General features: G+C 45.7%; 18 protein-coding genes and 1 tRNA gene. 11 read left to right on the top strand and 8 right to left on the bottom strand.

All coding sequences use genetic code 11. The features are described from left to right. The first annotated feature begins 177 nt into the window (after nt 1-177). Entirely contained in the window at nt 178-894 is a 717-nt protein-coding gene (locus tag ABR39_RS17065) for a DUF554 domain-containing protein (RefSeq protein WP_047347883.1), read from the top strand. A 95-nt stretch (nt 895-989) separates the two neighbouring features. Then, nucleotides 990-1,065 (top strand) — tRNA-Phe (locus ABR39_RS17060). Nucleotides 1,066-1,745: 680 nt separating this feature from the next. Here the strand turns inward: ABR39_RS17060 and ABR39_RS25900 are convergent. The 3 genes from ABR39_RS25900 to ABR39_RS25030 all read right to left on the bottom strand — a co-directional run bounded on the left by ABR39_RS25900 (nt 1,746) and on the right by ABR39_RS25030 (nt 3,085). After that, on the bottom strand, nt 1,746-1,928 hold the full coding sequence (locus ABR39_RS25900) for a hypothetical protein (protein WP_128414885.1): 183 nt from the start codon (nt 1,926-1,928) through the stop codon (nt 1,746-1,748). A 232-nt stretch (nt 1,929-2,160) separates the two neighbouring features. After that, entirely contained in the window at nt 2,161-2,814 is a 654-nt protein-coding gene (locus ABR39_RS17055) for a hypothetical protein (protein ID WP_047347882.1), read from the bottom strand. A gap of 22 nt (nt 2,815-2,836) precedes the next feature. Beyond that, the gene (locus ABR39_RS25030; RefSeq protein ID WP_072059256.1) at nt 2,837-3,085 is read right to left on the bottom strand and encodes a hypothetical protein; all 249 of its coding nucleotides are present in this window, start codon (nt 3,083-3,085) and stop codon (nt 2,837-2,839) included. Nucleotides 3,086-3,837: 752 nt separating this feature from the next. Here ABR39_RS25030 and ABR39_RS17050 point away from each other — a divergent pair. Continuing rightward, complete coding sequence (locus ABR39_RS17050; protein WP_046091466.1) at nt 3,838-4,881, top strand: SIR2 family protein; 1,044 nt, start codon at nt 3,838-3,840, stop codon at nt 4,879-4,881. Continuing rightward, nucleotides 4,878-6,707 carry an ATP-binding protein gene (locus ABR39_RS17045; RefSeq protein WP_047347881.1) on the top strand — a complete coding sequence of 610 codons (1,830 nt, stop codon included), beginning with the start codon at nt 4,878-4,880 and terminating at the stop codon, nt 6,705-6,707. The genes ABR39_RS17050 and ABR39_RS17045 overlap by 4 nt, the downstream gene beginning before the upstream one ends. 197 nt (nt 6,708-6,904) lie before the next feature. Here ABR39_RS17045 and ABR39_RS25025 read toward each other — a convergent pair whose 3' ends face one another. Both ABR39_RS25025 and ABR39_RS17040 read right to left on the bottom strand, forming a co-directional pair. Beyond that, nucleotides 6,905-7,747 carry an HNH endonuclease gene (locus ABR39_RS25025; protein WP_072052121.1) on the bottom strand — a complete coding sequence of 281 codons (843 nt, stop codon included), beginning with the start codon at nt 7,745-7,747 and terminating at the stop codon, nt 6,905-6,907. Beyond that, nucleotides 7,744-9,276: an AAA family ATPase gene (locus ABR39_RS17040; protein ID WP_046091464.1), complete on the bottom strand. Its 1,533-nt coding sequence runs from the start codon at nt 9,274-9,276 to the stop codon at nt 7,744-7,746. The genes ABR39_RS25025 and ABR39_RS17040 overlap by 4 nt, the downstream gene beginning before the upstream one ends. A gap of 561 nt (nt 9,277-9,837) precedes the next feature. Here ABR39_RS17040 and ABR39_RS17035 point away from each other — a divergent pair. Next, nucleotides 9,838-11,025, top strand: a complete 1,188-nt coding sequence (locus tag ABR39_RS17035) for a tyrosine-type recombinase/integrase (RefSeq protein ID WP_047347880.1) — start codon at nt 9,838-9,840, stop codon at nt 11,023-11,025. A 52-nt stretch (nt 11,026-11,077) separates the two neighbouring features. On the opposite strand, the gene ABR39_RS17030 is transcribed toward ABR39_RS17035, so the two are convergent. From ABR39_RS17030 to ABR39_RS17020, 3 genes are all read right to left on the bottom strand, one after another. Further along, nucleotides 11,078-11,434, bottom strand: a complete 357-nt coding sequence (locus tag ABR39_RS17030) for an Arm DNA-binding domain-containing protein (protein WP_047347879.1) — start codon at nt 11,432-11,434, stop codon at nt 11,078-11,080. 49 nt (nt 11,435-11,483) lie between these two features. After that, nucleotides 11,484-13,397, bottom strand: a complete 1,914-nt coding sequence (locus ABR39_RS17025) for a DUF927 domain-containing protein (protein ID WP_047347878.1) — start codon at nt 13,395-13,397, stop codon at nt 11,484-11,486. Between the two features lie 85 nt (nt 13,398-13,482). Continuing rightward, nucleotides 13,483-14,790 (bottom strand): tyrosine-type recombinase/integrase, encoded by a 1,308-nt coding sequence (locus ABR39_RS17020; protein WP_047347877.1) that lies wholly within the window; start codon nt 14,788-14,790, stop codon nt 13,483-13,485. A gap of 599 nt (nt 14,791-15,389) precedes the next feature. Between ABR39_RS17020 and ABR39_RS17015 the strand changes: the two genes are divergently transcribed. From ABR39_RS17015 to ABR39_RS16995, 6 genes are all read left to right on the top strand, one after another. After that, on the top strand, nt 15,390-15,743 hold the full coding sequence (locus ABR39_RS17015) for a hypothetical protein (protein ID WP_052952203.1): 354 nt from the start codon (nt 15,390-15,392) through the stop codon (nt 15,741-15,743). Next, nucleotides 15,736-16,167, top strand: coding sequence for a hypothetical protein (locus ABR39_RS17010; protein ID WP_052952202.1), 432 nt, complete (start codon nt 15,736-15,738; stop codon nt 16,165-16,167). Before ABR39_RS17015 ends, ABR39_RS17010 begins: the two co-directional genes overlap by 8 nt. A 46-nt stretch (nt 16,168-16,213) precedes the next feature. After that, nucleotides 16,214-16,642, top strand: coding sequence for a DUF2787 family protein (locus tag ABR39_RS17005; RefSeq protein ID WP_047347876.1), 429 nt, complete (start codon nt 16,214-16,216; stop codon nt 16,640-16,642). Nucleotides 16,643-16,700: 58 nt separating this feature from the next. Then, nucleotides 16,701-17,165, top strand: coding sequence for a lecithin retinol acyltransferase family protein (locus ABR39_RS17000; protein ID WP_047347875.1), 465 nt, complete (start codon nt 16,701-16,703; stop codon nt 17,163-17,165). Next, nucleotides 17,144-17,383 carry a DeoR family transcriptional regulator gene (locus ABR39_RS25020; RefSeq protein WP_072059255.1) on the top strand — a complete coding sequence of 80 codons (240 nt, stop codon included), beginning with the start codon at nt 17,144-17,146 and terminating at the stop codon, nt 17,381-17,383. Before ABR39_RS17000 ends, ABR39_RS25020 begins: the two co-directional genes overlap by 22 nt. A gap of 74 nt (nt 17,384-17,457) precedes the next feature. Beyond that, entirely contained in the window at nt 17,458-17,844 is a 387-nt protein-coding gene (locus ABR39_RS16995) for a hypothetical protein (protein ID WP_240477081.1), read from the top strand. Nucleotides 17,845-17,961 lie beyond the last annotated feature (117 nt).

Raw genomic sequence — 17,961 nt, 5'->3', positions numbered from 1 at the left:
CGCAGTTACCCTCACCGAGCGGTGAGACAGGAGGAGAAAATTCGCGCAATAATGTCACCTTTTATTTTTAGCCGCAACAGGGAATCCTTATGCAATTAATCACCCAAACCTAACGGCCATAAAGCAGAAGCATGTCATAATCATGCAATACCAATGAGTAAGTAACAGGAGTTAAGCGTGGTTATCGGGCCATTTATCAACGCAGGCGCCGTATTGCTGGGCGGCGTACTCGGCGCAGTGCTGAGCCAGCGGCTGCCGGAGCGTATTCGCACCTCTATGCCCTCAATATTCGGCCTGGCATCGTTAGGGATCGGGATTCTTTTAGTGATCAAATGCGCCAACCTGCCCGTGATGGTGCTGGCCACCCTTCTCGGCGCGCTCGTTGGCGAATTTTGCTATCTGGAAAAAGGCATTAACAGTGCGGTGAGTAAAGCCAAAAACCTGATTGCCCGACCGGGCGGTAAGGCGAAACACGGCACGCACGAGTCGTTTATCCAGAACTATGTCGCCATCATCATTCTGTTTTGCGCCAGCGGCACCGGGATTTTCGGTTCGATGCAGGAAGGCATGACGGGCGATCCGAGCATATTGATTGCGAAAGCGTTTCTGGATTTCTTCACCGCCACCATTTTCGCCACCACCCTTGGCGTCGCCGTTGCGGCGATTTGCGTCCCGATGCTGCTTATCCAGCTGGCACTCGCCACCTGCGCCACCCTGATTCTCCCGCTGACCACGCCGGCGATGATGGCGGACTTCACCGCCGTCGGCGGCCTGCTGCTGCTGGCGACAGGCTTGCGCATTTGCGGGATTAAGATGTTTGCCGTGGTGAACATGCTGCCCGCGCTGCTACTTGCCATGCCGCTCTCCGCGCTCTGGACGCACTTTTTCGCTTAAGGAAGCGGCGAAATGGTGAGAGATTGCGCAGTCTGTAACGAAAACAACATTTTTCGTTGACGGCGGAGAGTGAATCGGGTTTAATGCGCCCCGTTGCCCGGATAGCTCAGTCGGTAGAGCAGGGGATTGAAAATCCCCGTGTCCTTGGTTCGATTCCGAGTCCGGGCACCAATATTCATAAGGCCTCGCTGCAAAGCGGGGCTTTTTCCTTTCTTAGCTACGGTAGATTTCTGGTCGTTGCAACACGTTATTTGTTTGCTGGATTTCTCGCCATTTTCGCAGATGTTCGTTACTTTTAGACCCCTCAACATCCTCTGATGTACCTTTTCCTAACCTCACTGCTACGGTCTTTCTACGGTCTTTCTACGGTCCTCTACGGTTCCTTTCTCTCAGATCATTCGTAATGAAGTAGAAAATACGGGGAAAACGGGGGAATTATCATTTCACCTTAATCCGCTGGTCTTAACGTGATTTTGTCGCGGGGAATAAGGTGGGGAAATCCCCTATAGTAAGCGGGAAAACCTGACAGCATATGTCCTCCACCAATCACATGGGAATCTTCACCAGTCCGCCCACCTGCAGCAAGATCTTCTTCCCTTTCACTTCTTACCGTTACCAGAATCCCCCGTCCTGCACGTCATCATAAAATGATATATCAGAAGTAATACTAGTTGAACTAAACGTATTGCACTGTCAAACCTAAGTGGGCGCAGAAAGCGAGGGGCCGTTTTACAGGGATACTTACAGAGGCATTACTCAAATAGCGGTGTTTAAGTCAATGGGGAGCAAGTCATGTATTTGTGTAATGACAAGCCTTTACTTCAGCGCAAAGGCCCGTATCGATGGTTAGGCTACTGTTTATTATTCGTTGTTTTAGCGGCTGAGGGAGCACTGCCTGATGATTGACTGGGAACTGGCTGCATTTTCGGCATCGTTGCGCCGTGTTTCTCAATGCTAGAGTTTGATACTTTAACCATCAGAGGTGATATGGCACCATCTCCAATACGAACTGTTTTGTAATTATTTGAACTCATTACTAGGCTCCTTATTTATTCGCGGCTATTGGACGAAGTTGTGGAAGGTTGCTGAGTAGTTCCTCCAGATGATTGTTGCGAAGCTCGGGCGGTAGGGATCGCCTGCATCTGAGGAACATTTGCACCATTTCCTACAAATACACGCTGCATGGAAGGCATAATTGCCCCATCCATCCCTAAGCCTGAGTGTATTACCTTAGATTTATCGTTCAAGTTAGCTCCTGACGTTAATTTAGTTTTTGGCGGAATCAGTAGATGTTGTAGGTGAAGGAGTACCGTTTACTGTTGCATCTGTCTGATTTGTTTGTGTTACTGGTTGCATGAGGGGGACCGTAGCACCTTTATCAACAGGTACTCTTTGCATCATTGGTGGTGGCACCCCATCGTTATTAATTTGCTGCGTTTTATTAACCATATCGCTTTTGCTTACCTCCGTTCTTCTATCAAAGTTGATCACACCAAATGTAATGACCGAGATTATAGCTAAAACAAAAAAACCACCTGAAAACCTATTCACCCAATCCAAAGCCTTTGATTTGAGGCTTACTTTCCCAAAAACACTTTCATCTTCTTCGATGTAATATTTATGAGCTATTTCTAACTGAGCCCTCAGTGCTGCATTACTAATCAAGAAACTGAATATTGTTGATAATATTGCACATCCAAATAATACCCATGCAGAGTAAAGCAGCCAAATATGTGCCGTTTGATTATGAGGGGCTATATCTTTAAAGACAGTTAATGAGATGGCAAGGCCAGCAGATGATAACGTCAGTATGTTCTTATCATAATTGTCAGTATTAGAAAGCTCACGCTTATCAACTTCAGCTTTGTAAGTAGCGAAAATTGATGTTGCTTGAGCTCGCTCCTCTTCAGTCCTTGCCACTTATTGATTCCTTTAGCTGAACTTAACGAGGTTTATTCGACTGCGACAACAATGACGCAGCATAGCTTTTGGTTTCCTCGCTATACTTTGAACTTTTCATAACATCGGAAGCTAATGTCTCCATCTCAGAACCAGTTTGCTTACCAGTCCGGGCTTGTGCGACAACAGAAGCAGCAAGCTTCTTCTTGATTTCAGATGAGTTTTCATCTTGTAGAGCTTTCGCTGCTTGAGAGGCGAGCTTAGGTGAGGATCGCTTTTTGTTAATAGCCATAGAATATCTCCAAGAGAAATACAATATATTGACAGCCTACGAACAATTACAACTACATATAGTATTCCAGAAAAAAATCGATAACAACATTATTGCAAGGACTAATCGTGATGCAGATCATAGAAATACTGTTTCTATAAACAGTGCTTTGAGTCTTAAAGCAGGGCTAATCTTTGCCAAATACTGCTGAGGCATTGATTACCACTACTTAATAAGATAAATCAGACAGTTAGCATTTAATGTCGCTTCAATCCAGCTCCGCCAATCGTGATTGGACAGTTATAGAACACCACTAGCAACAACAGGAATTTAACTGTCTCAGTAGCACACCGACCAGACTGTGAGGAGACCCAAAGGATACGCAAAGCAGTCTTGGCTCCCTAGTGACGTGAAAAATCACTTTTGCGGGCTTTTTTGTTCCGGCCCTATGTGCCTTGTTCGCCACGCGCCAACAGATCCAATTTCTTTCATTATTGCTGGTCCCCATAGCTCATGTCTGCCTTTTCAACCATAAGGGTTGTGAATGGCAGTTATGAGCGATGAGCGGACCTTGCAACTTTGTTGGCGCACTTTTAAGACCTATTTTTTGAGGATAGTTAGAAAGCTTGTGGCACGAAGGGTCTACTCCCCGAGTGTACTTTTGCTCAAGAAGAAATCATCACAATCGCCTGAAGAAGTGATGTCAAAGTATTGAGCTCAGCGTTAAGATTAAATAACTTACAGATAAATCCAATGTTTTATAGAAGGGTAAAATGGCAGCTAAGCGCGCATACTACGGTAACGATAGTGACCGAGACTACTTTGAGCGGGTATTTCAGTCAGCTAACATTAACTTTCTCATCGGTTCTGGTGCATCCCTCCCTGCGATTAAAGTACTGGGGACAATCGAAACGGACCTTCAGCAACTTATTAATGATGAGCAGGAAGAAGAATACTTCAGGATGGGCACTGACTTTTTATCAGCTGTTTGGCTTCCTCATGAATGCATGCTGCAGCGCGGCCATGGTGCCCCCTTCGCACCTCAGGTGATCACCAATTTAGAATGTACCCGTAAGAATTATGATGCTTTTATGTCTTCACTGGAAAAGATACTGACTCGACGCCGGACTGGCCTACTTCCGAGGCGTATTAACGTTTTTACAACTAATTATGATTTATTCATTGAAGAAGCAGCCACTCGTAATAATAACATTCTTTTTAATGATGGTTTTAATAGAAGATCAAATGTTTGGGGAGATCAGGAATTTGATGCGGGCAGCTTTAACCATTCGGTAAGTGCAACTGGGAATCTGTATAATTATAAAGTTGAACTTCCTACTGTTAACCTTATAAAACTTCATGGGTCACTCTCTTGGAAACATTCTAAAGGAAAGATTATTTATCGCATTGCAGATATTAAGCCGTTTAACTTTCCCACCCCAGCCGAAATGAAAGAATGGGTACTTGCTCATACACTTATTCTTCCACGCAAGGAGAAGTTTAAAGAGACTCTACTACAGAACGTTTATTATGATTTACTGAGAACCTATTCCAATGAGCTTGATAAAGAAGCAACCCTGCTAATTGTCTTTGGGTTCTCGTTTGCTGATGAGCACCTTGAAACAATAACTAAAAAAGCCTTACGAAACGCTACCCTGAAACTGCTGATTTTTGCTTACGATGAGGCCAGTGTTAGCGGATTTATGGAGAGATTTCGAGATTACTCAAACGTAGAGGTTATTTATCGCCCGGGAGGAAATGTTGATTTCTCGGTAATGAATAACATTATCACGTGCTATCTGGGAGGCTCGAGATGAGCAGGCACTTTACTGAAGAGGAAGCGGTGCTCCGTATAGGCGAAGTCTGCGAGGTTTCTGGACGCGCTGTGACCATTTTGGTAGATAAAAACAAAAATCTCAGTGATTTATTTTATCATGGGAAAGTTCTAAGAAATGTATCAGTGGGTAGCTTCATTGAAATAAAAAAAGGTTTCATGAGCCTGATCGGCAAGGTTGAAGCGGAACGAGTCATTGAGGAAAAACATCTCGGTGGGAGCGGCAGTGATGCTTGGCGATATCGGCGATACCTGACATCAACTCTGACGGGTTACATTGATCGTACTGGTTGCTTCATTGGTGGCTCGCGTGAACTACCTCTCATCGGCAATGAAGCCTTCGTAGTGACTGAAGAGATGATACATACGGTGCATCAGATAGCTGATGCAGACGAAACTGTAATGAGGTTTACTCGTACAGACCTTGAAGATATTGAGATTGCACTACCAATCAATGGCCTTATTAATTCGCACATTGCAATTTTCGGTAATACTGGTAGCGGAAAGTCAAACACCCTAGCCGCGCTATACAAAGCAGGTACTGCCCAGGTTAAATATATTCTCGGCAACCATTTTAGGGAAAGATGTAAATTTATTCTATTTGATTTTAATGGAGAGTATACCGCCCCACAATGCATTACTAACGAGAAGACGGTTTATAATCTCAACACACATCATGCAGGTGGTGACAAACTTCCTTTACCCAGAGAGGTTCTGCTTGAGCATGATATGCTCTCCGTTCTAACCGATGCAACAGACAAAACACAGAAACCATTTCTGAAGCGAGTTCTTGAATTTCGCAAGAAGGTGATGACCTCTGCCAATCCTCTTGAGTTTATGCGTAATATCCTGAAGAAAAGAGTTAGGCAGAATCTCTTTAGTGGGGATAAGCCCAAATGCGATGCTATAAATCAATTTTTCAGTCCAATTTTTAATGATGACCCAGAACTTATATCTGATCTTGAGTATCATTCAACTGCATATAAATGGAAATTGAGGACTGGTATCATATTCAATGCTGAGGCTGATACGGAGCGCTCCTATCTATTTACTCTCGCAAGCAATTTTTTATTTAAAAATGATATGATTGAAGATCTGTTGGATTTTATGTACTTACAGTTAATTCAGGAGTATTTATCCAACAAGTCTAACCCTGAACATATTTCACCAGTTATAAACAGAATGAGTGCAAACCGTAAAGACATAGCCAAAATTTTTGACACTTCAGGACAGTTTGATTTTTGGGGAGAATATAATTTCACGGTTTTGAATCTAAACATGGTTAATATAACCATGAAAAAAACGCTTCCTCTTTTGATAGCCAAGTGGGCTTACAATATGAAGAAAATGTCTACCGAGACATCTACACTGCACATCATTATAGATGAAGCCCACAATATTTTGTCTAATACTTCTTTTCGAGAAACAGAAAGTTGGAAAGATTATCGTCTGGAAACCTTTGAGGAAATCATAAAGGAGGGGAGGAAATTTGGAGTTTTCATCACAATTTCCAGCCAACGCCCTAATGATATATCGTCGACAATTATATCACAAGCACACAATTATTTTATTCATCGCCTTATTAATCAGAATGATCTCTACGCAATTGAAAAATCGGTATCATATATAGACCGTCTGACTGAAGAGTCGATTCCCACACTATCTACAGGAACATGTATTTTTAGTGGTGTTGTCTGTCCCATGCCGCTCAAATTAAGAGTAGCTGAACTTCCAACTGAAGAGAAACCTAAGAGTAATACTATTTCCTTCAACGATTTAATACCTGAGAGGCAGGGAGATGATGACTAGAGCGGCTACGTAGTAACTAGTCTCGCTAATTAACAAGGTCCTGAAGTGGTAACATCCGCTCCTAGCACGGAGCGGACCTCCTGCAGTGCCGTGAGGTCTGGGGCTGCTATGAGCGAAAAATTGACTTGACACAATTATCGCCAGAAAAATAGTAATTCATCATATAATTTCTCGCTGATATTGGCTGAAAACCTTTTCTACAACCTAAATCTAACCTCACAGAACCACTCATTTTCTGAGAGGCAGCTATAGAGTGCGGATTGCCAAGAGTTTAAGCTTACTGATTGTTTTCCTGCTGCAGTTTCTGCCAGATATTTTTTTAACTCTACACTACCACTTTCATCATGAACCTTTTTTGCAATATACTCAATGCTTGCCAGCTCTTCAGCTGCGTGTGATGCATAAAGAGTAGCCAACCTAAACGCTTTAAAGTGATACTTCATTCTTTCGGCTAAAATTGGAGGGCACTCTTCAGGTGGATCAACATAAAAATCAATCACTACAGGAATAGATTCCCGTATTCTTGCCTTAACCCAAACAAATGCTTCTACATCATCGTAGTATGGATGCAAAGTTTCTTCTTCCGAGCAACTTGGGATATCTTCGCTCTTTGTTTTATTACAGTCTTGACATGCTGGTATAAGATTAAAAGGTGAAACAGCCAACGATGGAAAATGTGCTTTAGGCAAGTGATGATCTAATGTTGAGACCACTCTTTGAGAACAGAGGGGGCATCTTCCATGGTCTGGAAGTGACATTAACTTATCATAAAAGATACGCCCTGGGGCTAATTTTTTAGCCATCCTATTTGTGTACACAGCCTTCATTTCGTTAGCTGTAACAACGGTGGCAATATTATCTTTTGGCAAAATCGTATGTAATTGTGCATTTGAAGCTTTTGCATCAAACTCTATAGAGGAATCTTGTATTTCCTGAGAGCAGGCAATAAGTCTTCTTTTTAAATCTTCATCACGAACTCGATCAATGCATACTTGAAATACATCTAACGCACTATCATTCGGCTTTAAAAGTTTCTTCATAATCGGTTTCTCTTAATTGAAAATAAAGCCCGCAAAATACCTCTAGCTTCAATTCCTAGCTGTCCATCAAAATGTTGTACAGCCAAATCATAACTATCGAATTTATTTACAGCATCATTAAGAAGATTATGGAATCCTGAGTCGGTATTTTCCAGTCCAAATACTTCCCTAGTAAGTATTCCCACATTTTCACCAAATGATTCAGTTTCTAATCTTTCTACTTTAGACAAATATCCACTACGCCATAACTTCCAAGTGCAGCTTCGGGGAACTTCCTGGAGAACTACTGGAGAATGGGTAGCTATTATAGATACTGCATTCCTGTTAATTAACAAATCAGAGAGAGACCTTATGAAAGCTGATAATAATGGTGGATGGAGATGAGCTTCTGGTTCATCTAGAAAAACCAAGCTTCTTTCTTCCATTGACTCGACAAGCCTAGTGATAGTTAGCAATACAATCTTATGTCCGGAACTCAAATTTTTAAATACTCTCCCAGCTATATCTTTGAACTCATTTTCATCCTGCTTATTTAATATTGATGCTATATTAATATCAGCAAATACTGGGTCTGACTCCAGTTTATCCACAGCCCTTTTCCAGCGTTCAATTTTCCCTCCAGCTCTACAAGAAAGCATACTTTTCACAAATTCATTTTTTAATATCACAGGACTTTTGGGAGGAAGGTTTTTCTCATCACCTTTTTTTACTCTTTTAAGTCCTACGTATGAAAACTGAATGCCTGTAGATTTGTCTTTCTTTTCAGATAAAGGTTCTGTTTCATCAAAAGCACTAAATGTAACTGATACTACATTAGAGAAAAGCTCACCAGCTAACTGATCTTTAGATGAAAACTCCCCAACTTTTGCTGGGCTTGTTTTTTCATCAATCAATGAACTAATCATATTATTTATTAAGTGCGTTTTCCCAACACCATTCCGACCGATTAGTACATGAATATTTGTTGGAGGATTACTCTCTGGTATTACGTCGAAACTTAAATGAATGCGGTCAGAGTTAGAGCCTTTCATTATCGGTGACTTATAAGCAAATGTATATTTTGAAAGTCGAGCACCTCCGTTCGCAAGTCTGCGGAACTGTCCCTTAATAGATGTGTGACTAACGGATCGCAGAAGAGATATACTAGTGACTCGCTCATTTATTGCTTTATTATAGATATCCTCACTTAAAGCAATGTCATTAAGGGAGGATAATATTTCATTTCGGATATTTTCTCCGAGTTCGTTTAACACCTCGTAAAAACTGTCATCCTGGCCAACAGAGAAAAAATCACCATCTAGTTTTTCGAAAGTTTCGGGAATACTTGGTCTGCTTTGACCTTTGGCCATATTAATCTGGCCGATTTTAGTAGAACCAATAGTAATTTTCTCTTTATTTTTGTCTATATAAATCAATGTATACATTGTTGAAAATTCAAACCAGTCATCCCAATTATCAATGATTAAATAGGCACAGTTAGGTTGTTCAATAGAGGGCTTATTTCCCGCAGGCAGCACCTTGAATCTCATCTTCACCCCACTCACTCATGGTTGATAAAAGCTCGCCTCTATATATTCAGAGTAATTTAAGCTAAGTCACCTCAAAAAACCTTACTATTTTGCCAGAAAATTTTGACAAAATCGCTTCAATTTACCCGTATATTCAATAACATATTGGCATTAGTTGCAATGACCAAAAAGGTAATTCTCATCCTATGGTTGACCTAAACCCTACCAGAGTTATCTGTTAAGACTAGAGGGCTAGATCATAGGAAGATTGCAAAGTCCGTTTCTTGCACATGGTCGACTGTGAGACCCAACATATACGCGCAATGATCTTGGCCCTTATGGCATGTAATTGTCCCAGACTGAAACACATATTATTTCTGTGAACTCCATCCCAGATTGTATCTTCCCCTTCAGACCAGAACTGGACCGTAGAGCTTATTCTTACTGCATTTCTCGTCTTCATTCATCTCATGTGGCAACAGCATTCCTTTCGCCACGCCAGAAAGTCATCTCAGCGATTAACAACGCCGTGCCGGGGATGGGTCAACCCTGACGTTCTTTACACCAGTCACAGGAGGTAATATGTCCACTCCCAAACGCTTCCGTTTTACTAATCAGCTCATTAAATCCCTGCCCCCTAACACATCAGATGCACGCAGCACCGATGCCGAATACAGCGATACCGAGATTTCCGGCCTGAAGTGTCTGGTCAGCAGAAGAGAAGGCCGTAAAAAGTTTTTGCTCCGCTACCTCTATCATGGACGAAAACGCGCCATCGCCATTGGTCACTGGCCTGAAGTGGATGTCAATCTTGCTCGTCAGATTGCCATAGAGCATAAACGTGCCCTTGCTACCGGCACAGACCCTAAGCAGGAGCGTGAAAATAAGAGAAAGGAGCTGACGTTCGATGAACTCTTTAATCAGCATTATCTGCCATGGGCAAAATCCGCTAAACGCAGCTGGGGGAAGGACGTTCAGCGCTACCGGGATCATATCCGTCCCGCCATTGGTCAGAGGCTGCTGAGCGATATCACCCCAGCCAGCATTCTCCGCCTCCAGCAGACGTTAAGTACTTCTCTGTCAGCGGCTACCTGTAATCGTGTCATCGTACTGATTAAAGCGGTGTTTACATGGGCTGGAAGGCAAAGTATGACCGCTGTTCATCCTGCCAGGGTGGTACAGCTTCTCAGGGAAAACAACGCCCGACAACGCTATTTCACCGAGGACGAAATTCGTCGTATTTTTCTCTCCGCCGATGATGATACCAGCCCCGTCGCGGCCCGCTATGTCAAACTGCTGTTATTGACCGGCCTTCGCCGCGATGAGCTGCGTCTGGCAAAGTGGGAGCATGTTGACCCGGTTAAACACACTCTGTGGCTCCCGGAAACCAAGAATGGCTATGGGCGGATTGTTCATCTTAACTCACTGGCGATGGACGTAATCAGAACGCTGCCAACACAGCGTGGAAATCCGTGGTTGTTTATCGGTAAAAAACAAGGAATGCCGCTGAATAACCCCGTTAAAGCCTTTCAGCGTATCGTTCGTCGGGCGGGTATTTTCGACCAGGAAGTGTGTATCCATACCTGCCGCCATTCGGTTGCCGCCCTCATCGTGTCCTACGGCGGTACGCTGTATGACGTTCAGGCTCAACTGGGGCACCGCAGCAGTCAGTCTTCACAACGTTATGCGCATCTTCACCCTCAGCGCTTACAAAATACCAGTCAGCTTCTGGCGGAGCGAATCACCGCTCAGTTACCTTCCTTGCGATAACAAAAAAAGCAGAGGCAAATGCCCCTGCTTTTTTTTACTGTTAAGCTATCAGTCAGAACGGGATATTCTCATAATCTTCATCCGGCCCCCGGTGATCATCAAATCTGTTATAGAGTTCACGTGCTCGTTCACGCGCGACGTTAACGGGCATACGTGGAAATGTGCCGAGGGGTTCATAATAGCAGGCCCCTTGAAGCGTATAACGAGCCAAGAATTTAATCTTACCGTTGGCAATGACGGCCCGGAGCGCCGGCTCACTGCCATCGAAGATTTCACGAGAGATGCGGTGATACAGGCACTCCGCCAGTGTGTTAATCAGAGCGTAATCATTGAATGAGGTTTTTTCTTCATTTTCGCTGCTGATAGCGTGAGGAAAGCCCTCATAGTACTCGTCTGATTCAGGAATCATACATCACCTTTTATTCGTTGTGGTTCAGTCAAAATGGTTATATTCAGGGTTAAAATTCGGTCATCACATTGCATTTCAGAAACGCTTTTTTGACCTGGTAGTAAGACTGCGCCATCGTCTTCAGCGCTCTTTTTTTATAGTGTCCAGCACTTTCGCCAAGCAGATAACCGTTACGCTCTAACGGTCTGGCCACATCAACGGTCTTAAGCCCCTTTTCAGAGCAGAGCTTTTCAAACACCGATTCATAAATCAGGAAGTCGCCGGTTTTATGGTGAACGAATCCCCACATATCCCCCGGGCATCGGGCATGGTCCTCACGAAGGGTGATAAAGTGCCTGCTGCTTTTTGTCACCAGCGTCAGCTGAAGCTCCTCCAGCATGTTACGCACCGGGTTATACTGATTCTGGTTATCATCCAGCCAGCGTCGTGCAGCGAACATAACGGATTCAGCCACCGCATCGCTTTCGAAAGGTAAAAGGCCGTATTTCAGCGCCTTCTCTCCTGCCAGCCATACCAGCGCAAACCTTTTCAGTCCACGTCGCTGAACGCGGGTAATATCACGCCCTTCATCCCTCAGGGCCTCTTCCAGTGCGTTACAGCACGCATCTGTCTGTTCCTGGAGCCAGGATGAAAACTCTGCGTAAGTGCGAAGACCGCCAGCCGCATTTTTTTCGGATAACAGTTTGCCGATAAATGCAGGCCCGGCATGACCATAAGCCTCTGCCAGCCCCGTCTTCAGTGCATCTGCACGGGCACGTGTTTCTGATACCGGTTCATCCGGTTTTTGAGCATCCTCAGGCAGCAGTTCCATACTGATGGCCCTGTGCTCCTGCCCTCCCTGTAGCACGGCTTTCTGTTCAGCCAGCTTTTCGGAGATTGACATCTCCCCGGTGGAGAGAATAAACATGCGCCATTTAAATGGCTCATCTGCTGTCAGGCCACGGGTCAGGCGCTCTTTTGCCGTACCTGACGTAATGTTGTAAAGCAGTGAGGAAAGTTGCTTATGATTACTCGCGCCCAGTTCATCGACGCAGGCGACCAGACCGGAATAGTCAGCGAGAAGGCGCTCCATCGCGTTCGGTGTGGTATTCCAGCGAATAATATTCACATGTCCCCCACTGCCAGGCTCGCTGCCATCACCATGGACCGATGCGCCCAGCATCAGAAGAAGCGTTTTACCCGTCGTGGATACGCCGTGAAAATGAAACATGCCCACATCCATACCGGCAGGAACCAGAAGCATCGAAGCAAAGGACGCACTCAGCGCAAAGTTCTGCGCCCAGCCATGGACATTTTCCCGAATGAGGTTAATCCACTCCTCCAGAGCCCCACCTTTGTGCAGTCCGGGACGCACGCGGAATCCCGGCAGCAGATAATCAAACCCGGTCAGAGAGGTCACAACAGGCTCATGACCATGTAAAAAGGCCATATCCTCCGAAACGAATCCCATTGCATCTGCCATCAGATAGACAGGCAGCGGTAAACTCCGGCAGCACTGAATAAAACGGTCAAAAAGAGCAAGCTGCTGTGGAGAGGGGCCAACACAAAATCCACGACCTGCCAGTCTGCCCATAACCTGAGCACCACTCTGAACAATATCCTCAAAGCTCACCTGGGCCTTAACATACTTACCCAGCCCGTTACCGGTCATCAGGCTGATCCCAAGACTGGACTCCTTATCTTTCCCACAAAACAGGGCGACAGGCACAACTGGCGTACCGCAAACCAGCACTGGTTTCTGTCCACCGATGTAGAAAAGGCCATCAGCTGTATTCACATAATGCCGTGGCAGCCCATCACCAGTACCGAGTGAAGCGATATCATCTTCACCGACTTCAGTGTTTTCAGCACGCCTGATAATTGCCTCCGACATTTTGGTGAAATTTTTATCGCGGTCAGCAAAAAGGCGAATACGCTTAATCCCGGAAACCTTAGGAACATTAGTTGTCACTTTTTTATTCATGTGTATTACCATCAAATTACGCCACCGTCAGAAAACGGGTGGCATCAGAACCATAGTTAAAAACCATATCGTTGAGTGAAGGTTGTTACCCCATCGCCCGGTTAACGACTTCGTGGTAACGCGCAGGGGAAGCGTGCAGGTAAAGTTCCGTTACTTTGATAGTGCTGTGACCCAGTAAGTCTTTGACGGTGTGAATGTCGGCCCCGCTCTCAATGAGCTTTGTCGCAAAGGTGTGACGCATCTCATGGATGGTGAACGGAGGAATACCCGCAGCCTCACAAAGCCGTTTTTGCAGGCGACGCGGCTCAGAAACCGGATTATCGGTCCCCTTGCCCGGAAATACCCAGCCTTCATCACCCAGATGCTGACGCTGTTCTGTCAGAAGAACGAAAGCCTTATCACATACCGGTACACGGCGGAGTTTGCCGTTTTTGGTATGGCGCAGGGTGATAACCTTCCGGCTCCAGTCCACATCTTCAAGACGGAGGTGACGGGTTTCCCCCAGACGCAGTCCCGTCAGGGCAAGGAACATGAGCAGAGCAAGGGCTTCATGATCGGGTTTACCATTACGCCAGCGCTCACAGACTTCCATCCAGCGCTGAAGCTGGGAGTCATCCATGGCGCGGCGATCTGACGTCACTTCAGGCAGCGCTTTGATATAAAGCGCCGGAGAGCGGCTGGTGTATCCCATGCGTATAGCCCAGGTAAACACCGCTTTAATGAGCGCCAGATGGCGGTTGCGGGTGGCAGGCTTGAGATCGAGATTATGCAGATAGCTCAGAATATCTGCCTCCGTCATACCTGCCAGCTTTTTGTCACCGAGAAGAGGGCGCAGGTATTTACGGATCTTAGAAAGATCGGTGTTAGCTGAACGCTTAACGCCCGTGCTGAGTACGCTTTTCTCATACTCATCCACAAGCTCATTAAACGTCATTTTACTGTGAGTAAGAAAACGCTCACCATAAGTCTCAACGGAAGCCTTAAGCTCCTGAATTATTTTAAAGGCATGCTCCCTTGCGTTATTAATGGAAAATTCAGGGTAACTTCCTACGGAAACGTAAACATTCTTTCCGCGAATACTTTTGCGGACAATAAACTTAATGCGTCCGGATGAGTGGAATATAGCCTTAAACCCGGTACATTTTGTATCGCTGGCTTCGATAGTCCGGCCTGTTTGTACTGCACGGATTTTATATTCATCAAGAAAGGCTTTAGTAAAAACACCTCCAGTATTTTTAGGTGCAACCTCTGAATATTCTATAGCATTAGATACTCCATGGTCGGAATATTCATGAACCTCCACATCTACATCGAAGGAATTTTTATGAGCAGCAGCGATGCTCTTTTCATCCAACGCTTGCGTTATTTTATTTAAAGGGTAATTAATATTCATAATATGTACATGGTCCTCTGAAAATTCAGATGGTAATGAGTAAGTTAATATGTCGGCCAACAATGGGATAAGCTTATTTATTCGTAACATCACTTTCAAGCTCATGAAAAATCAGCTCTTACATGCCCATTGACATTTAATACTCAAGTCAGAAAGACCATGATGATTCATCAGGAGTACTCCTGCTCAGGGAAAAGGGAAAATAGCGTTAAACCATATAAAAAAATTGTGTTCCGGATGCGTCGCCCAAAGTAAGTCAACTTTTGAGGCTCTGAAATAAGAAAATGGTGATACACCTCACCGATTATCGCCTGAAAAACGACCTCATAAGGTATTTAAAATTAATACTTTTTAAATCAATAGATTAAAGTAATGGTTTTGACAATATGCAGCCCAACTTAAGGGTGAATCAACCTTTCCATAATCAAACCACACTCTATTCATTTTTTATTATTGTGACACTCGTCACATTTCACATCTGCGGGTGCTTTGATTTTGTACATTCACAAAGCTCACCCACACCAACGACTATGACCGTAAAAAATCTCTTTTTATGCACATATTATTTCCATGTAAATCAAGTCATTATGGAGATAATCATGTTTAAACTCACGACCCCCACCAGTCTTCCCCTTCTCAACCTGCCCGCCTCCACACTGGCGTCCCTCAGCAATGAAATCTTCGGCCCCGTCGATGATATCGACCTCTTTACCGCTTTCTGGAACGAAACGGGAACCCTGCTCTGGCATCTCAACCACGATGACACGCTCCCCGAAGACCCGCTGCTGGCAGTCGCACTGACTAACCCGGAATACGTCACCGCACTTGATGATGGCTGGTATCTGCTTCTCGGTATCGTCTGTGATAACGGACAGGGTATCTATCTGGTATTCCCGGAAACGACCATTATCACTGAGCTACAGAATCTGATTGAGGCGCTGAACCATGAGTAAGAAAAAAATCGCTACCGAAGCCACTGTTACCGAAAGCTATACCGTGTTCTACAGTGGTGAGGCCGAGAAAATCAGCCCCCACAGTAAGGGCCTGCTGACGTATGAGCTGGGCCAGGAGGATGAAACCGGAAGCCTTGCCCTGCGCTTAACCGCCAATGGCGAAGGAGGCCTGTTCTCCCGTGAATGGATAACGCTTGATGCTATTCACGCCATTCTTGAACAGCAGCAGGACAGTTTCCCGTCGCGTGTGTTCCGCCCGCTGTTTGGTCAGGGCAGCACCAACAACGCCGGGTTTCTTGCCGCTGTGCTCAGAAGTCCGGATATCTGCCTTATCGAAGCGGACAGCAGCAGACTCTTTATGCACCGTTGTTATGCCGACTGGCAGCATCGTATGACGCAGCTTACCGCGCTCAGTCAGGACTAACCCCGCTTTTTCTGTGTTCCGTTAACCCAAAATCAGGAAATTCACTATGTCATCACCCGCTATATTGCAGGGCGGCTATGTGCTGCCGCTCTCCCGGTCGTTCACCCGACTGCTTCTGGATATCGTCGCGCAAAAACCGCCTCATCGTCACCCCATCACCGGATTAACCATTAACTTTCGTGACCCTGAATACTCACCGGAAACGGGTGGCTGGCATCCGGTCGAAATACGCCTCATCCCTGCCGGAGAAGGCTGGCAGCTCGATTACGTCACCGATTTTCACTATGCAGGACATCCGTGGCCTGAACTTGAAAAAGATGTCGATGTGAGCTGGACGCATCAGTACACGTGGCTTTCCCGCTGTGGCGATATCTCTCATGTCGACGCCCGTGAGTTCTGGTCGCTGTGGGAGCATAACTTTATGGCTTACCACGATATGGGGGTTTTCACGGTCCGTACGTTGTGGGAAAGCTGAGTATTCACCCGGTTTCCCACGCATCCCCCCTCTCCCCCGTAGTAAGGAACTGAATGTTATGTACCGGCTTCTGCTGCTTAACTTCGTGGATTCATTTATCGATAACTGCATTCTGTCCTGCGTCGATGAACCGGCTTACGGCGGTATCGTGCAGTGCGAACTGCTTTTTGGCCTTGCCGCACACAGCGGTATCTATGTGGGTAACGGCGACATTGTTCATCTTGACGGTGACGGCATCGTTATCCGAAGTCAGGCCCGTGAGTTTCTTGACCGGCTCGATGGCTGGAACTCCGCTATCTCGGTGTATACCGACTGTATGGACTTGATCCCACAGGGTTGTACGCAAGCCGCTGAACGGGCACAGGCGGCAGTGGGTCAGCGCTATCCCTACAGCCTGCTCGACTTTAACTGCCACCGGTTTACTGCAAGCTGCGTTACAGGCAACTCATGCCCTGATATATGGCTTGCCAGGCACCTCGATAGATTTCAGAAAGGGGACCGATGGCGCGTATGGCAACGATGAACGTTAATCGTCGCAGGCAACACGCTACCGGACAGGGAGAACGGCTTATCCGGCTGACCATGGTGCTGTTTTACGGTCAGACAATATCTGTTCGCTATATCACCCGACGATTTGACGTCTCTCCCCGTACGGCAAGACGGGACCTCACCCATCTGGCCTTTGTGCTCGAATCCGCTGGCCCTCACCGCTGGCGACTGGCTCCCTCGCTGAAACCCTGACTTTTTCCTCTGCCGGACATCTCCTGACCACCCCGTGTGGCAGGCTGTCTCCGCTTTTCAATCCATAAGGGAACATGATGAAAATTTTTAAACTGTTAACTGCCACCCTTCTGCTTTCCGCCTTCAGCCACAGTGCGCTTGCCGACGAGCAGGCCGACGCTCAGATGATTACCAACTCGACCTTCTGCGCGATGTACTCCACCCGCCTGACCCAGACCAGTGACAGCGGCCTTCAGATAAAAGGCGTCAATCTCAATGCCCGCTTCAACGGACCGGTATTCAACCGGGTGCTCCAGGTGATGAACAAAACCTATGGCAGAACCTGGCTCGAATCTAATGCCCGTAATGGCAGCATGACCGCCATGCAGCTTTCGCAGTCGGAGCTGCTCTATAACCCGGAATATGCCCGACAGTGCGATGCCTTTGCGGATAAAGTGGAAAAGGAATGGCGTAAAAAGTAACCGGTACGCGATATCCGGTGAACAGAAACCTGCTTTCGGGCAGGTTTTTTTTTTTACTTTTTCTTTTTCAGCCGGACACGCCCTGTCCGGGGACATCCTTAAACTGTCAGGTCCAAT

It is taken from the genome of Enterobacter genomosp. O, assembly GCF_001022965.1.
Classification (GTDB): domain Bacteria; phylum Pseudomonadota; class Gammaproteobacteria; order Enterobacterales; family Enterobacteriaceae; genus Enterobacter; species Enterobacter cloacae_L.
Note: the sequence above shows the minus strand (reverse complement) of the source record. Positions and strands in the feature narration are given on the sequence as shown.